This window comes from Bradyrhizobium stylosanthis, from assembly GCF_001641335.1.
In the GTDB taxonomy this organism is placed as follows: domain Bacteria; phylum Pseudomonadota; class Alphaproteobacteria; order Rhizobiales; family Xanthobacteraceae; genus Bradyrhizobium; species Bradyrhizobium stylosanthis.
This window is the reverse complement of sequence record NZ_LVEM01000005.1, coordinates 601,961-618,024: the sequence shown is the minus strand read 5'-3', so window position 1 is coordinate 618,024 and position 16,064 is coordinate 601,961. Positions and strand designations below refer to the sequence as shown.

The following is a 16,064-nucleotide window of genomic DNA, read 5'->3' as shown; positions in this document are numbered from 1 at the left end:
GCGCTCGCGCCGGATCATGGAGGCGGGCCAGGTGATGCATGATCGGCCCGCCTGAAAGCGGCGCTCCGCGAACGCAAGGAGTCGAGCCGGCCGATGATCACGGAGATCGTCCGTCACGCCGCCAGGGGGCGATCGCGACAGATCTGGTAATTGTCCTGCCAGGGACGAAGCCGTTCGAAGGCCGCGCTCGCGGCAAGCACATCAAAATCGGCGTTTCGCCGACCTATGATCTGCATCCCGACTGGAAGACCGTCGGACAGTCCCGCCGGAATCGAGGCCGCTGGATGGCCGGTAAAATTGACGAAATAGGTCAGGCACCATCCAATGAGAGGATCTATGTCGATCCCATTGATCGACTTCGGCCCGATCGTGTTGCCGTTGGTTGCGTTGTCGACCGGCGGACATGCGAGGGTCGGTGTGACCAGCAGATCAAATCTGCCGAGGACGTCCTGGAAGGCGTCGTAGACCTCCGATCGGACGGCCTGGTCTCGGAAGAAATCTAGGCCAGACATGCGATTGGTCTTCTCGACCCAATCCATGTACTCAGGCGGAAAGTCGTCGCGATGTCGGCCGAACAGATCGATGCCGTCGCGCTTCATGTTCTCGATTGCCTGCAAGTTCAGAAGCATGTAGAGGCGCGACCAGACGTCGCTCAACTCGCGTTGCGACCGGGTGATTCCAAGCTTCACTTCCTCCACGTGAGCGCCGGCTTCCTCGAACGCCCGTAACGCGCGGGCGACCGTCTCCGCGACCTTTCCGTCGACCGGGAAGACGTCCAGATTCGCGCTATAGGCAATCTTGAGGCCGCGGATGGACCTACGGGTCGCAGCGGTGAAGTCGACGGGCGGCTCGATCAGGCTGAAAGGATCACGCGGGTCAGGCCCGGCAAGTACGTTCAACGCGATTGCGGCATCTTCGACCGTCCGTGTGATCGGCCCTTCGAACAGGAACGGGGAATCGGCCGTACCGAACGCGTTCGGACGGACAAGGAAAGGCACGCGGCCGAATGAAGCCTTGTAGCCATAGACCCCACACCAGGCCGACGGGACTCGTATCGAACCGCCGGCATCTGTGCCTTCTGCAATGGGCAGCAGTCCATCGGCAACCGCCGCGGCGCTTCCTCCCGATGACCCTCCGGTGTTCTTGGCAAGATTGAAGGGGTTGCGTGTCGGACCAAACAGGTAATTGTCGCAGGTGCCCCGGAATCCCATGAGAGGGCTGTTGGTCTTGCCGAGGAACACCGCTCCGCCACGCTTCTCCATGCGCTCGCAGAACACACAGTAGCCGTTCACGACGTGGTGCTTGAGCGCACGGATGCCGCCCAGGCTCGCGGGCCAGCCCGGCTTGAAATCGAACAGATCCTTGAGCGCCGACGGAATGCCGTGCAGCGGCCCCCACGACGCGCCGGCGGCCAATGCGCGCTCGGCCTCTTTCGCTCTCATGCGCGCGCCGTCGAAATCCAGATACACCAGTGCATTCAGGCTCGGATTACGCGCTTCGATGCGCCGGATGAATGCATCGATCACTTCGACGGGCGACAGGTCACGTCGCCGGATGCGAGCAGCCAGTTCGTGCGCGGGGAGGTACGCGAGTTCGTCGGAATGCAAGGTCCGGATCACGCTCGACATCGTTTGCTCCTTTTGAACCACTTCAGGACGAAACCGCATTTGACATTGAGTTCGTCGGCGCCCGCGCAGCCGCGATTGCTTCGTCTTTGGCGATCTTGATGCATTCTCCGCCGCGGCCATCGACAAGGGATCGACCGGGGTTCATCTGCACTCGTGCGGGCTGCACGGTATGCCGACACACATCCGGACATCCTGCGCGTCACGGAACGAGGACACGCATCCATGGACCGACCTCCTGTTTCTCGCGGCTTCAAATCAAAGCGATGGCCATCCGAAGCCGCTCGGCTACCGCCGGGTCAGTATCTGACGACCGATTTTCCGGTCCTGTCGGCGGGCCCCACGCCGGCGATTCGTGTCGCCGACTGGAAGATCGCGCTTCAACTCGGCGGCTCGTTGCTGGGGAAATGGACCTGGGACGAGTTCGAGGCGCTGCCTCAGACCACGATCACGGTCGACATTCACTGCGTCACCAAATGGACGAAGCTCAACACGGTCTGGCAGGGCGTCCGCTTCGACGATCTTCTCAAGACGGTCGGGCGGAGCGAGCCGCCGGATGCCTTTGTCATGGCGCATTGCGACGGCGGATACACGACGAACCTTCCGGTGGCCGACCTGGTCGCGGGAAAGGCGATGATCGCGACCCGCTATGAGGGTCTGCCGCTCGCCCCCACGCACGGTGGCCCCGCCCGTCTCCTGGTGCCGCATTTGTATTTCTGGAAGAGCGCGAAGTGGTTGCGAAGGCTTCGCTTCATGCCCAAGGACGAGCCGGGATTCTGGGAATCGCGCGGCTATCACAATTACGGAGATCCCTGGCGAGAGCAACGTTATGACGGCGACTGATGCACCTTCGCAGCAGCCCAAAATCGAGTGGCAGACCGGTCTCGTGAAAGCCATCGTGGCCGAAACCAGCCGCGTGAAGAGCATAATCCTGCAGCCGGCGCGCTGGTCCGGGCACTGGCCCGGCCAGCATGTCGACATACGGCTCACCGCCGACGACGGCTATCAAGCCGAACGAAGTTACTCGATCGCATCGCCGCCGGAAGAACGACTGCTTACCCTCACTGTCGAGCGGGTCGAGGACGGTGAGGTTTCGCCTTACCTGCTCGACGAATTGCGGGTCGGCGACGCTCTCGAACTTCGCGGCCCCATTGGGCGGTTTTTCATCTGGAGCCGGACTTGCGGCGGACCGATTTGCCTGGTCGCGGGCGGCACCGGAATTACGCCGCTGATGGCCATGTTACGCCACCGCAGGAGCTCGCTCCCACACATACCGGCATCATTGATCTATTCGGCGCGCAGCCTTGCCGACGTCGTGTACCGGGATGAGCTCGATACGATGGCTCGCGGCGATCGCAACCTGCGTCTGGCTTATGCGCTCACCCGCGAGCATCCGAGCGGCTGGAACGGACATCGGGGGCGGGTCAACGCGGCTCTGCTCGCAGAGAACAGCTTTACGCGCGAGCAGAATCCAACCTTCTTCATTTGCGGTCCCGCGGGGTTTGTCGAAGGCATCTCGAGCATGCTCGTGAAACTCGGCTTCAACCCTCTCGCCATAAGAACCGAGCGTTTCGGGCCAACAGGAGCATGATCGCCATGGCAGACAACATCGCCGACCTCATTCTTGGCGGTGATCCCGGCGCACACTTGCTTCAAGAAGCCTCTGCCTTTGACATCACCCTGACGAAGATCCGGTGTGCGGCATGCAACACGGTGTCCTGCCTTGGCGCTCTCGCCGTCGACGGCGGGCACCGGGAGGCGCTCGTCAAGTGCGCCGATTGCGGAAGCGAGCTGATGAGAGCGACGCGAACCCAGAAGGGGTGCGTCCTTGAACTGCACAGTGCCCGGCACCTGTACCTCTGAATGCCGCCCCCGATCGCCCGCCAAACGCCGAAATCAAAGACCCGCCATGTACGGTGAAGACGTCCACCTTGCTGAAATCGAGCGCCAGATTGCCGCCACGGCGGCGAAGCTTCGCGAGTTGATTGAGCAGTCCGCCGCACATGTCGCCGCGATGAGCGAAGAGCTTGTCGGCCAGCGCATTGACGATCAGGCCGCACGGCTCGAGATTCTGATCAGGCGTCGCGAAGAACTCCTCAGAGCCAGAACTGGCGAAGACTGAACAGGACGGTGGGCGCGAGCGCACCGAACAGGTTTGGAAGCCTCAGCTGTGAAATTTCAATGCGTCGACGATCTTGTCGATCACCCTGCGTTCGGAGCCAATCAGACCGATTTCACCTCGCCGCCGTCCATCCGCAACGCCGAGCCGGTCATCCAGCGCGCGCCGGGCGATACGAGGAACGCCATCAACTCCGCAATCTCGTCCGGTTCGCCGTAACGCGCGATCCCAGCGTCCTTGGGAAACTTCGCCGTAGCTTCCTCGACGGTCATGTCGTGCAGGGGCGCCCAGTGCTCGAGGTAGGAGCGGCGGCGGCCCGTCATCACCGGCCCCGGCAGGACGCTGTTGACCTGGACGCCGTCGCTGATTCCCTTGTCGGAGAACGCCTTTGCCAAGGCAACGATTGCAGCGTTGATGGTGCCGACCGCGGCATAGGGAGCCTTGGGGAAAGAGGCCGAGTTTCCCGACATCAACACCACCGCCCCCTTCGCGGCCATGAGCGACGGCCAGGCGGCGATCGTGAGCCGCCGGGCGCCATGCAGCTTCAAGGCCAGTCCAGCTTCCCACTGTGCCTCCGTCGTCTCGAACAGATCGACCTGAGGCACCGCGCCAGCGATATTGAGCAGGGCGTCGATCCGGCCGAAGGCCGCCAAGGTCTGGTCGACGACAGATTGGGCAGCACGAGGTTCGGCCAGATCGGCATCGATCACCAGCACCTCGGCGCCGGCGGCCCTGACCGCCTTTGCGGTGTCCTCGAGATTGGCGCGGTTTCGCGCGACCAGGACAAGCGCCGAGAAATCGCGCGCTAGGCGCACCGCGGTCGCCCGGCCGATTCCCTGGCTCGCACCCGTTACGATCGCGACTGATTTCGACATATGAACCCTCTCGGATACCAAGCCTGTAAGTATCAGTCGCGAACCACGACCATCTTTCCGACCGCCTCGTTCGCCTCCATGACGCGATGCGCCTCGCGAATCTCGTCGAAGCGAAAGATCCGGGCCGGCTTGACGTCCAGCCGGCCGGCCGCGGCGTCGGCGGCGATTTCCCGCAGCGGCACATCGGAGAGCGGAAACCCGGGCGAGCCGAACACGAAGCTGCCGAAGAACGTCAGATGGACGCCGCTCGGCATCTGCAGCAGCGGATTGAAATCCGGAATCGGATCAAGCCCGCCGAGCCAGCCGGCAAGACAGGAGCGGCCGCCCCGGCGAAGCAAGGCGAGGGAGTCGAGCACGACGCTGTTGCCGACGAGGTCGAGAACCGCGTCGACCTGCTTCGCCTCGGGCAGATGCTTTGAGAGATCTCGCCGTTCAATTTCACACCGCGCAGCTCCGAGCTTCTCCAGCATGGCAAAGCGCTCCCGGCTGCGCGTCGTCGCGATGACCCGCGCGCCGGCATTGACCGCGAGCTTGAGTGCCGCCTGACCGAACGAGGAGGTCGCTCCGCGAATGACGAGAACCTGACCTTTCTCGAGATCGAGGTTTCGGAAGAGACAGGTCCACGCCGTCGCGAATGTTTCGGGTATCGCTGCGAGCTTGGCCCAGGGCAAATCCGCGTCGATCAATGCGACATTCGAGACCGGCGCACGCGTGTATTCGGCGTAGCTGCCGTTGATGGTCCGGCCGAGACCGCCCATCAATGCGGCCACCTTGGCGCCCACCGGAAATTCTCCGCCCGGGCACGACTTCACGAGACCGACGCATTCGATGCCGCTAATCGGCGCCGCTTCGGCCCATTCGCCCCGGCGCATGTGCATTTCCGCATGATTGATGCCGAATCCCTTGACCTCGATGATGGCATGACCGAGCTGCGGCTCTGGCTCTGGAACGTCCCGATAGACGAAGCTGTCCAAGCCACCGAATTTTTCAAGAACGATAGCGCGCATGATGGCCCTCCTGACGTCTCTCGCGGCGAGAGAGACCGCGGTTACCCATTGGAATTTGGCCGGAGAAGAAAATCACCGATAGCCGCTGCGATCTCCCGAGCATGCGTCTCGAGCGCAAAGTGCCCCGTGTCGAAGAAGCGCACTTCGGCACCCGGCATGTCGCGCCGGAACGCCTTCGCGCCGGCCGGCAGGAAGAAGGGATCGTTCTTGCCCCAGGCCGCCAGGAAGGGCGGCTTGTGCTTGCGGAAGTAGGCCTGGAATTCCGGATACATGGCGACGTTGGTCCTGTAGTCGCCGAAAAGATCGAGCTGGATCTCATCCGCGCCCGGGCGCGCGAGATAATGGTTATCGAGCGTGTAGCCATCAGGGGAGATCAGGGAGGCGTCGGGCACCCCGTGGGTGTATTGCCAGACCGTCGTCTCCGGCGAAAGGAATGATCGCAGCGCCGCCCGGTTCGCTTGCGATGGATCCTGCCAGTAGGCCCGGATCGGACTCCAGCCTTCGCTCAATCCCTCCTCATAGGCATTGCCATTCTGCGAAATGATGGAAGCAATGCGCTCGGGATGTCGAAGCGCCATTCGAAAGCCTGTCGGCGCGCCATAGTCGAAGACATAGAGCGAGAAACGAGAGAGTGCGATGACTTCCGTGAACCGTTCGATCACCTGCGCCAACGCGGCAAAGGTATAGGCAAAGCTTTCGCGAGCCGGCATGCCGGACCGACCAAATCCAGGCAAATCCGGCGCTACCAATCGGAAGCGATCCGAGAGCGCCGGGATCAGCTCGCGGAACATGTGGCTGGCGGTCGGAAATCCGTGAAGCAGCAGCAAGGCGGGCGCATCAGCCCGGCCAGCCTCCCGATAGAATATCTTCAGGCCGTCCACGTCTGCCGTGCGGTATCGAGTGCTCGTCATCTGCGGTCCCTCGCGGTGCCCCCTCGACACCCCTGCACCTCGTGAGAACGACGACCGTTGGCAGCCGCTCCAAGGCGATCTCACCTGGATATTTCGTGGTTCGGGACGATCCGGTTACAGACTTCCCGGGATTCTTCTCCCACACGAGACTCCGCATCGCCTCCCCTACCGGATCGATCGCCTTTCTAATCGGCTCATTCGAACTCCCTGCGATAGTCCGTGGGAGTCCACCCCGTCGCTTTGCGAAAGGCGGAGCTGAAGGAGCTCGTTTGCGCATAGCCCAGGCTGAGTGCGATGTCCGTAATCGATACCGCACGATCCGCCAGCCGCAGCTTGGCGAACTCCATGCGTCGCTGCACCTGATACTGGTAGGCCGGGATTCCGAACGACTTCTTGAACGCACGGCAGAAGTGGTGAACGCTGAGCCTGGCGAGCTCGGCGAGCTTCAGGAGGCAGACTTGTTCTCCCAGATGCCCCTCGACGTACTCGACCACGACACGCTTCTGCCAGCCCGCGAGCCCTCCACGGCTGACCGCTGCCGGCTCGCGAACAAGATCGTGATCAGACCTGGAAAGCTCGTGGGCGAGCACGCCGCAGAGCGCCTCGAGGTAAGGCGCGCAATTCGTCTCGGCGCTCTCGATCGCCTTCTTCAATTTGGAGGCGGTCTCCCAGACCAGCGGATCCTCGAAGTATATTCTCGGCGCGAGCCCGGCCGCGCTGTCGTCGGACTTGTGAAGTGCGGCGGGGTCTAAATAGAGGAAGGTCACCTGCGCAGACGAGGCGGCCTCATGCCATTCCTGATAAGCGCGTCCCGCCGGGACAAAGGTCAGCCTGTGCTCGGAGCCTCGCAGCTTCGACGAACAGAGGCCATCGATGGAGGTCTCACCGCTTTTCCGTGCTCCCTCGTTGTACAACGCCAGCAGATGTCTCGATCCCTGAAAGCGAAATTCAATCCTGTTGCCGACCGGGAGGTGAACGCTCTCCGAAAACCACCAACGCCAGCCTATCCCGAGGCGCTTCACCGGCTCGGAAGGCGTGATGCTGACCGTCGGATGAAGCGCCGCGTCGGATGGCCTGAAAGACAGTGTCTCGTCCACCGGCCGGATTGGCGAAGCGGAGACCGCCATCCTTGGCGTGCTCTCACTCGAATTTGATACGTACATCCCCATCGTCGTCGCCCTGTTCTGTGCTCCGGATGGCCGCGTCCGATCGTCAACAAATTTCTGCACGGAGGAGATGCCCTGATCGCCGGGATACGGGCGTTGAAGCCGCAAGCTGCAAGTGGCGTTACCTCTCCGGTCAAAGCGCGCGGCCAACGCCGGCTGGCAGCACCGCACATGGACAACATGCTTTTCATCGCCCCAGCCGGCAATCTCACGCTTGTGCTGTTCCAGCCCATACTTAGGTATGGGTCGCATACAGGGACGGAGCTACGATGATTCAGCGCGAGATGCCGGTCCCGGAGGCGAAGCGTCAGCCCCGGAGCTGGAGCGACTCAGCCATTCGAACGAGCATTGCCGCGGTTTTTGCCCCGAGCTTCCGCATCACGCTGCCACGATGCATCTTGACCGTCGCTTCGCTGATCGAGAGCTCGCCGGCGACCTGCTTGTTCATCAGGCCGGATGCCACCAGCGTCATCACTTGCCGCTCGCGCGTGGTCAGGAGCGCAAACTTCTCCTGCAACTGCGCAAGGTGCGCGTTGTCGTCGCGCCGATCGATGTCCTTTCGGATCGCGGCAGTGATCGCATCGAGAAGATCCTGATCCCGTATTGGCTTAGTGAGAAAATCGACCGCGCCCAGCTTCATGCCTCTGACCGACATGGGAATGTCGCCAAAGGCGGTCATCAGGATCACCGGGATTCCGACATTGATTTTCGTCAGGTACTCCTGCAGCTCCAAGCCACTCGTGCCGGGCAATCTGACATCGAGCACGAGACACGCGGGCGCATCCGACAGTTCGACCTTCAAGAAATCCGAAGCAGATCCGTACAAGGCGACTTTGTAGTGCAGGGACTCGAGCAGGTCGCCAAGGGATTCGCGAACCGCGCGGTCATCGTCGACGATATGAACAACGCCGGACGGAGGCATGTCTACCGGCTTTCCGAGGTCTGAACCGCCTGGCGAAGCGGGAGAGCGAAGGTGAACCTCGCCCCGCACCTCCCGTTTTCTTCCACCCATAGCTGTCCTCCGTGGAGTTTCACTATCTTGCGGCAGATCGACAGTCCCAGACCGAGTCCCGCCCCCTTCGTCGTATAGAGCGTCTCGAAGACCCGCTCTCTATCAGCCGGGCTGATGCCGCTCCCCGTATCCGCGATTGCCACCGAAATCATACCATCGGCGACCTCCGAAGAGAGAGCCAAAATGCGGTTCCCCTCCTCAACCCCGGCCATGGCCTCGATCGCGTTGCGCACGAGGTTAAGGGCGACCTGCTGGACCTGAACACGGTCTGCTTCGACACGAGGCGATGATCGATCGAAGTCGGTACGGACGATGACCCCGGCTCGCTCGATTTCCCTTTCCGACAGAAGCAGAACCTCCGCAACCGCCTCGTTGATATCGAACTCGGCAAAATGGATCTGCGTGCCCCGCGCCAGAGACCTGACCCCGGTCACAACCTCCGCCGCTCGACGTGCCTGCTTGATGATGCGCGCGACCGACTTGCGGGCCTCCGCTGCTTGGATGGGATCCCGGGCGAGCCACCGCAGGCAAGCTTCCGCGCTCATGATCATTCCCGTCAGCGGCTGATCGATCTCGTGAACGATCGAGCCGGCGAGTTCGCCAAGGGACGTCAGACCCGTCGCCCGTGCAAGCTCGTTTCGTGCGTCGGCGAGAGCCTGCTCCGCCGCCTTCCGTTGCGAGACGTCAGTGATGATGCCTTCCAGCTCGAGGTCGCCTGTGGGCCCCTCATCGAATTGCCCGACGGCCACGACATGTAGCGTCTTGCCGTCGCGATGGACTACACGGTACTCGTGGGTGAATGGCGACTGCGTGCTGATCGCCTCGGTGAGGGCCTGCTCCAGCGCGGGATAATCCTCGGGGTGGACCCGGCTCCTGAACACCTCGAATGGCACGGGGTTTACGTCCAGATCGATATCCAGAATGCGGTAACATTCCCGCGATCCACGGGAGAGCAGGGTCCGCGTGTTCCAGCGATAGCTGCCCATCCCGCCGATCTGCTGACCTCTGACCATCCACATATTGGTCTCGCGCAGCGCCTCGAACAGGCGGACCGATTCGAATGAGACGGCGGCCTGATTGGCCAGCATGGATGTCACCCAGACGCACCGCGGCGTGAAGATATCCGCATCGCCATCCGCTTCGAGATAGAGAACGCCAATCGCCCAGTGCTGGTGAATCAGCGGCAGGCACAGCTGGGCTATCTTTCCAGATGGCGGGTTCACGGGGTCGATCAGTGCCGAGTTCTCCGCGCCGGCTTGCCTCACGACCGTTTGCTTTCGATCGAGCACCTCTTCGGCAAGGTCGCTCGGCAAGCGGAATTCGGCATTCGGCGGGAAGGAGGCAAGGAAGTTCGCCCTCTCGCGCGGGAAGCTCGCATCGGCCTTGGCAAGCAACTCTCTTTGCCCGCTGAGCAGGATCGCCCCCCGACTGGCCCCGGAAAAACTCAGCGCCTCCATGAGGAGAGCCTTGGCCAAACCCTGATAGCTGATCTCTCTCGAAATAATCTGAAACGCCTTTGCGACCAGATCCAGTTCGTGCGTCTCGTTATCAAGCCTCATACCGAGATGTCTCGTCGTGACAATCATATCCAGACGTCTCGACGTATCCCCCCGCCGCTTGCGCATCGAGGGGTGGGCCGAGAGCGCGTCAGTACGCCGCAACATGTAACGAGACTTGCGAACGTTGCCAAGTTTGGTTGCGGAGAGCCACTGTTTACGAGCCCGCACCATGCATGTCGTTTCGCATTGCCCGATTTTTTTTCGAAGCAAGTGTAACCGATGCAACGTCCGCTTCGAATGTCTACGAAAGTGCTGAGCACGGCATTGCGCCCGGGCTGGCGCCGCTGCCTGTCACCGTCCACGCCGGCATATTCGCCCTGGTGAACGCGACCTATGCTGTGCTGGGAAACCGTCGACCGGCCGGCGATCGAGGAGATCCCGGGCCAGACCCGCATGATAATGAGCATGCGATCCTTGATCACCCTGATCGGCTTCCTCGCCGCGGCGGCCGTCTCGTTGCGCTATCCCACGCTCGCGCTGGCCATGATCTGCGTCTGCCTTGCCGCGTATCTCAAGCCTCAAGTCGCAGGACACGCGCCGCGTCCTGCTTCAGGAGATACAACGATACCGCAAGCAGCACGACATCCTTCATCAGGAACGGAACGTTGCCCGTCATCGCCGGAAAGCCACCCGCAGCAACGTCCCAACCGTCCGGCATAAACGGAATGATTGTGACTGTTGCGATGAAGGTCCCGGTCGATCCAAGCGCGCCCAGAATGCCGAGGCGCTTACTCCAGAAGCCCGCGAATATCAAGGCACCAAAGGTCCATTCGGCGACGCCGAGGAACCAGCTCGCACCTCGATAGCCGAAAGCGGGGTAGAGCCACCAGATCAGGGGACCGTTGCTGATGAAGGGTTCCAGGCGATCCGCTTCGTACGCCCACCATTTCTGGTAGCCGAAGAAGAAGAACAGGATCACCATCGACGCCCGAACGATGTGGTAGTCCAGGTCTCCCACAAGCAGCCACGATATCGGCAGCCTGCTTGCGAACGATTTGCGCGGGACACTCGCCAATGTACTCATGGTGTCGATCCTCCTGGTTCTAACTGACAGCCCCTCGCGTGATCGGCGTCTGGCCGAGATCAATCAGAAGCCGGCAAACAAGACCGTCGGGCGCGAAGTCGAGATCGACCTGCGCTCCCGGTAGAGCCCTTGCGATCAGTTGCGTGCCAAAGCCTCTGCGTTCGGGCTTGTTCACTCTGGGTCCGCCGCGCTCGCGCCACTGGATCGCAAGACCTTGTCCGCCGAGATAGGGCGGGCTCTCCCAGATCACCTCGACGGCTCCTGCAGTCGATGTCAGCGCACCGTACTTGCTCGCGTTCGTAGCCAGCTTGTGAAGGATCAAGTGCAGCGCCAAGGCGATGTGCGGCTCCAGCGCGAGGTCCGGCCCCGCGAGCAGAATGCGGCCGCTGTGAAACATCGCATGCGGCTTGAGCGTTCGCTCCAGCATCTCCGCGAGAGACACACGCTGCTTTCCCGCGGATTCGATCATCCTGTAAGCATCTGACAGGGTCGCGATCCGTGCCGAGAGCGCTTCGCGAAAATCGGCGGTCGTATTCGCATCGGTGTTGTTCACGAAGCACAGCACGATGCTGAGGATATTGCGCATGCGATGCTGCAATTCCCTGACCACAAGTTCGAGCTCGTCATCCCGGATCGGGGCGATCCGCTCGTAGTGCGCACACCCGCTTCCGTCGTCGCGGAACGAACCGGTGACCGTGTGCCTCATGTGCAGACCTATCGCTGTTTGCTGAGCCGGAGATCGATCAACACCCGCGGCAGATTTTCAGCTTCTTGTCGAGATCCGCGTCCAGACCTTCCTGTTTCCGGTTGAAGTCGGTAATGCGCTTCTGCAACGCATCCTCGGCGACTGAGTTCGGCATGAATTCATTGCCGCGCGGCTGCACCTGGACGCTCTCAGCCGGGCTCGGTGCTTTCGGCGACGGCGCCGGGAGCGGTTCTGCCAGGGCGGTTAGAGGAATGGCGGCGAAGCTCAGAATAAGGGATGAACGGAGTTGCATGGTCGCGCCTCAACGCAGTTGATTGCCATGATGACGCGAACATTATGCAGCATATGTACGTGCCTCGCTGTTCGTGGATTGCGCCGATTGAGGCGATATTGTTGGAATGATTCCGTTTGCGCCGCCGATGCAGCCTAGGGCGCCGTCGGCGCGGGCCTTTGCTCCGCGAGAATGACCGAGAAGAGCCCTCTGTCGTCAGTCCAATCGGCGACGGGATTCCATCCGCCGGCCTGCAGCAGGACAAAGGCATCCCTGCGCCCGTATTTGAGGCTGTTCTCCGTGTGGATGGTCTCGCCCTTCGACAACGAGAAAACGTGACCGTCGACCTCGAAGCGGACGTCACGCGTCGCTTCCAGGTGCATCTCGATACGCGCCTCCGCATCATTCCAGCGCGCCAGGTGGCGAAATGCCCCCATGGGAATCGAGCCGCCCAGCTCGCGGTTGATCCGGTGCAAGAGGTTGAGATTGAATGCGGCCGTCAGCCCTTGCGTGTCGTCATATGCCGGCAGGAGAACATCCTGATCCTTGATACGATCGATGCCGATCAGCAACATCGATCCGGTACCCAGCGTCGCCGCCATGGCCCGCAACAGGTCGACCGCCGCAGGCACGGTCAAGTTTCCGATCGTCGAACCCGGAAAGAAGCCGAGGCGCGCAGTCGAGGCAATCTCTTCCGGCAGCGCAAAGGGATAAGTGAAATCAGCCTCGGTTGGATAGATCGGCAACCTCGGGAATGCATGCGACAAGCCTGCCGCAACCTCGCGAAGGAACTCGCCCGAGATGTCGATTGGCACATAGGCAGAGGGCTTCGTCTCTGCCAGCAACAGTCGCGTCTTTGCCGACGAGCCTGAGCCGAATTCTATGACTGCGCGGCCCGGCCCCGCGAGCGCGGCGATTTCCGATACTGCGGACGCAAGGATCGATCGCTCGGTTCGTGTCGGATAGTATTCGGGCAGCAGCGTGATGGCTTCAAACAGAGCCGATCCGCGGCGGTCATAAAGCCATCTCGCCGGAATTGCCTTTGGCGCGAGGCTCAGCCCTTCCATGATGTCATAGCGGAACGCCGTCGTCAGGTCGGCCACCGCGGATCGCATTTCGTTCTGGAGTTGAAGCAATTTCGACTTTCCTTCGCACGACGTCTCGGTCGGCCCAGCCGGCGGCTGCAACGACGTCAGGAGACCAGGGTCGCCAATTTCTTCAGGCCGCGGTGGATATTGATCTTGACCAGGGCCGCCGACTGGCCGGTCGCACCCGCCGCACGCGCGATGCTCAGACCATTGAGCTTCACGAGGCGGATCGCGCTCGCTTGCGCAGGCTTCAACCGGCCAAGCAGTTGGTCCAGCGCGGCAGCGCTGATCGCGGCACCTTCGTGATCCTCAATCGCGATGTCCTCGTCGAGCGCGAGCGCGCTGTAGCGAGACGCATCGCGCACGCGATCGACCCATTTGTAGCGCGCAATCGCCGTGACCCAGGCGCCGAAGGGCTTCGAGGGGGCAAAGGTGTGGCGTTTCGCGTGAATGGCCAGCAGCACCTCCTGCCTCGCATCGTCGGCAGCGGGATAGGGAAGCCGGCCCGCGTAGTAGGCCCGAAGCCACAGATCCAGCTCCCGCAGCAATCGTTCATATGCGGCTCCATCCCCTGCTCGCGCCGCAAGCAAGAGCCGGCCCCATCGCTCCGAACAATCGTTCCATCTCTCCCAACGCGCCGTCTTCCGGCGATCATGTCGCGGCGAATCCGTATCCTCCCGGGGGCGTGCACGCCCGGGCTCGGGGCCGCCGGATGATTGCGTCGCCATGGAGGACGCGATGTCGTCACCCGAGAGCGCTTTCATCTTCGAAGGCTCCTGTCGAGACACTCGAGCAGCGCGCTCGTTTCGAACGGCTTTCTGAGAAGGCAGAATGCGCCGGTCGAGGTCGCTTCAGCGTCCAGCTGCCTGTGAGGAAGCGCGGTAATGAGAATCACCGGAGCTCCGACCTTCTGCTGCCGGAGCTCGCGAACGAGGTTCAGCCCGCCCATTCCAGGCATATGAACGTCGGCAATGATGCAGTCGAAGCTGAACCGGTCGGCGTAGCTCAGCAGCGCTTCGGCCCTGTCAAACGGCTCGGAGCGGTAGCCGATCGATCGCATCAGATCCACCAGAGACAGGCACAGGGCCTCGTCGTCATCGACGACTCCTACAAAAGGGACCTTCACCTGACTTACCCTCGCAAGACGCGATCATCATCGAAACGCAATCGCAACAGGGTCGATTGAAGCGCAAGCCGCTCCCCAGTTGACCAGGCGGCTGCTGTCGTGACGTTCGATGCTTGTTCGCGAGAGGCACATGTTCGGTCTCCCCAATTGAGGAAAATCCAGCGGCTGCGCCAGGATCGGTTGCGCATGTCGGCCCCGAGCATGCGTTCGGCGGGTGCCCCCTACAATCTCGCGGTTGTGATGCACAGACCCATACTTTGGTATGGGTTTGCGGCGCCAACGCAATCAAGGGCGATGCGGACGCGTAGCAGAAAGACCGCGGCCGAACGGCGCAAGTTTGAGAAATGCACGATAACCCGCGCACAGCGCGCCCCTCAAAGCTTGGCTACTGTTCAGGTAACGACAGACGTCGACGCCGCCCTTCGGCGCCAATCCGCCACCTCGAGGATGAGACGACATCAGATGGACCCGCTCATAAAGAAACTGTCCGAGCTCGATCTGGTCAGAGGGGATTTTGACTATCATGCCACGCGTGTGGCGATGATCGTCGTCTTCTTCGTCTTCAGCTGCCAGAAATGGTTCGACTACGAAGCGCACGCGCTGATTCCGTTCATCAGCCATGGTCCGCTGATCTTCTGGCTGTACCCGGTGCTTGGCGTGCGCGGTGCGGCCTACTTCCTGGGTTCAGCGGAATTGTTGTTTGGATTGCTTCTGCTGCTCGGCTTCTGGAGCAGAAGACTGGCGGTCCTGGGGTCGCTGGGTTCATGCGCGACTTATGTCGCCACCGTGACGATCATTCCGTTTTTCCCAGATGCCTGGGCCGCGCCGGCCGGCGGCTTTCCTGCGGCCACGTTGCCGTTCCTTTTCCTCATGAAGGATGTCGTACTGCTTGCGGCTTCCGTCTATCTGCTCAAGCGGGACCTCCTCCGGGCAGCAGCCGACGTGTCGCCGGTTCAGAACGGGATTGTTCGACAGGAAGCGATACAATAGCGCCTGTTGGCACTGGAAGAGCAAGGTCGGCGTCGTCCCCTGTGACGGGCGATGAGCTGCGCGGCGACATCGACGAGTGATTGCCAATTGTCTGCGTCCGAGGACCAACTCCGAGGACGTCGTTGGCGGGCCGCCTGACAAACGCGGTTTCCCAGCCTGCCCGCCACAGCGCCGGCATGTCCCAGGCATGGCAGGGTATCACGCAGAGCTGCGACGGACGGGCTCCCAGTTTATTCTCGACGTGGGTGCAGGTTTGCGGCGACGGCTCATGGACCTCGACGCTGTCCACGCTGAACCAGCTTTCGAAGAATTTCGCAATTCCACCGCGTTCAAACTGGCGGGTCTGAACTTCAGGCGATTGTTCGTCAGGGTGAACGCCGAAAGCCGGCATCGCGGAGCTTCCGCAGCGCTCCCGGCACTTCCGGATAGGCCGGCATCGTCGAGACGGGTGTGAATTGGTTACAATGCGAGCCAAAAAGGCCGCAGCCCGGGAGTCCGCGGCCCATGGGAGAGTTACCGACATTTAGAGTTCCCGATCAAATACGGAATCTGCCTGTAACCTTTGTGGCGGCGTCCCCGAATACT

The 16,064-nt window shown here is 61.8% G+C and carries 18 protein-coding genes; 5 read left to right on the top strand and 13 right to left on the bottom strand.

The genetic code is table 11. From position 1 onward, the window contains the following. Positions 1-113: 113 nt before the first annotated feature. On the bottom strand, positions 114-1,628 hold the full coding sequence (locus A7X65_RS34230; protein WP_063693707.1) for an amidase: 1,515 nt from the start codon (positions 1,626-1,628) through the stop codon (positions 114-116). A 222-nt stretch (positions 1,629-1,850) separates the two neighbouring features. Between A7X65_RS34230 and A7X65_RS34225 the strand changes: the two genes are divergently transcribed. The 4 genes from A7X65_RS34225 to A7X65_RS34210 are packed head-to-tail and all read left to right on the top strand — an operon-like array spanning position 1,851 to position 3,747. Then, positions 1,851-2,468, top strand: a complete 618-nt coding sequence (locus A7X65_RS34225; protein WP_063693706.1) for a sulfite oxidase-like oxidoreductase — start codon at positions 1,851-1,853, stop codon at positions 2,466-2,468. Beyond that, positions 2,455-3,216 carry a ferredoxin reductase gene (locus tag A7X65_RS34220; RefSeq protein WP_063693705.1) on the top strand — a complete coding sequence of 254 codons (762 nt, stop codon included), beginning with the start codon at positions 2,455-2,457 and terminating at the stop codon, positions 3,214-3,216. The genes A7X65_RS34225 and A7X65_RS34220 overlap by 14 nt, the downstream gene beginning before the upstream one ends. A gap of 5 nt (positions 3,217-3,221) precedes the next feature. Beyond that, positions 3,222-3,488: a DUF6510 family protein gene (locus tag A7X65_RS34215; protein ID WP_245324022.1), complete on the top strand. Its 267-nt coding sequence runs from the start codon at positions 3,222-3,224 to the stop codon at positions 3,486-3,488. Between the two features lie 46 nt (positions 3,489-3,534). Further along, positions 3,535-3,747 (top strand): hypothetical protein, encoded by a 213-nt coding sequence (locus A7X65_RS34210; protein WP_063693703.1) that lies wholly within the window; start codon positions 3,535-3,537, stop codon positions 3,745-3,747. Between the two features lie 101 nt (positions 3,748-3,848). On the opposite strand, the gene A7X65_RS34205 is transcribed toward A7X65_RS34210, so the two are convergent. The 12 genes from A7X65_RS34205 to A7X65_RS34150 form a co-directional block, all read right to left on the bottom strand. After that, positions 3,849-4,619 carry an SDR family oxidoreductase gene (locus A7X65_RS34205; protein ID WP_063693701.1) on the bottom strand — a complete coding sequence of 257 codons (771 nt, stop codon included), beginning with the start codon at positions 4,617-4,619 and terminating at the stop codon, positions 3,849-3,851. A 32-nt stretch (positions 4,620-4,651) separates the two neighbouring features. After that, on the bottom strand, positions 4,652-5,626 hold the full coding sequence (locus tag A7X65_RS34200; protein WP_063693699.1) for a zinc-binding alcohol dehydrogenase family protein: 975 nt from the start codon (positions 5,624-5,626) through the stop codon (positions 4,652-4,654). 41 nt (positions 5,627-5,667) lie between these two features. Next, positions 5,668-6,537: an alpha/beta fold hydrolase gene (locus A7X65_RS34195; protein ID WP_063693696.1), complete on the bottom strand. Its 870-nt coding sequence runs from the start codon at positions 6,535-6,537 to the stop codon at positions 5,668-5,670. A 194-nt stretch (positions 6,538-6,731) separates the two neighbouring features. Continuing rightward, positions 6,732-7,664, bottom strand: a complete 933-nt coding sequence (locus A7X65_RS34190) for a helix-turn-helix transcriptional regulator (RefSeq protein ID WP_063693694.1) — start codon at positions 7,662-7,664, stop codon at positions 6,732-6,734. Between the two features lie 346 nt (positions 7,665-8,010). Then, the gene (locus A7X65_RS34185) at positions 8,011-8,625 is read right to left on the bottom strand and encodes a response regulator transcription factor (RefSeq protein ID WP_063693692.1); all 615 of its coding nucleotides are present in this window, start codon (positions 8,623-8,625) and stop codon (positions 8,011-8,013) included. 2 nt (positions 8,626-8,627) lie between these two features. Further along, positions 8,628-10,274, bottom strand: coding sequence for an ATP-binding protein (locus tag A7X65_RS34180; RefSeq protein WP_167358322.1), 1,647 nt, complete (start codon positions 10,272-10,274; stop codon positions 8,628-8,630). Positions 10,275-10,785: 511 nt separating this feature from the next. Next, complete coding sequence (locus A7X65_RS34175; RefSeq protein WP_063693689.1) at positions 10,786-11,298, bottom strand: YkgB family protein; 513 nt, start codon at positions 11,296-11,298, stop codon at positions 10,786-10,788. A 19-nt stretch (positions 11,299-11,317) separates the two neighbouring features. Further along, a complete protein-coding gene (locus A7X65_RS34170; RefSeq protein WP_063693687.1) occupies positions 11,318-12,004 on the bottom strand; it encodes a sensor histidine kinase in 687 nt (228 codons plus the stop codon). Between the two features lie 37 nt (positions 12,005-12,041). Next, positions 12,042-12,296, bottom strand: a complete 255-nt coding sequence (locus A7X65_RS34165; protein WP_063693685.1) for a hypothetical protein — start codon at positions 12,294-12,296, stop codon at positions 12,042-12,044. A gap of 134 nt (positions 12,297-12,430) precedes the next feature. Beyond that, a complete protein-coding gene (egtD, locus tag A7X65_RS34160; RefSeq protein ID WP_245324021.1) occupies positions 12,431-13,411 on the bottom strand; it encodes an L-histidine N(alpha)-methyltransferase in 981 nt (326 codons plus the stop codon). A 56-nt stretch (positions 13,412-13,467) separates the two neighbouring features. Then, complete coding sequence (locus A7X65_RS34155) at positions 13,468-14,127, bottom strand: sigma factor-like helix-turn-helix DNA-binding protein (RefSeq protein ID WP_208608636.1); 660 nt, start codon at positions 14,125-14,127, stop codon at positions 13,468-13,470. Continuing rightward, a complete protein-coding gene (locus tag A7X65_RS34150) occupies positions 14,124-14,489 on the bottom strand; it encodes a response regulator transcription factor (protein WP_063693678.1) in 366 nt (121 codons plus the stop codon). The genes A7X65_RS34155 and A7X65_RS34150 overlap by 4 nt, the downstream gene beginning before the upstream one ends. A 462-nt stretch (positions 14,490-14,951) precedes the next feature. On the opposite strand from A7X65_RS34150, the gene A7X65_RS34145 reads away from it, so the two are divergent. Beyond that, complete coding sequence (locus A7X65_RS34145; protein WP_063693676.1) at positions 14,952-15,479, top strand: YkgB family protein; 528 nt, start codon at positions 14,952-14,954, stop codon at positions 15,477-15,479. Positions 15,480-16,064: the final 585 nt, after the last annotated feature.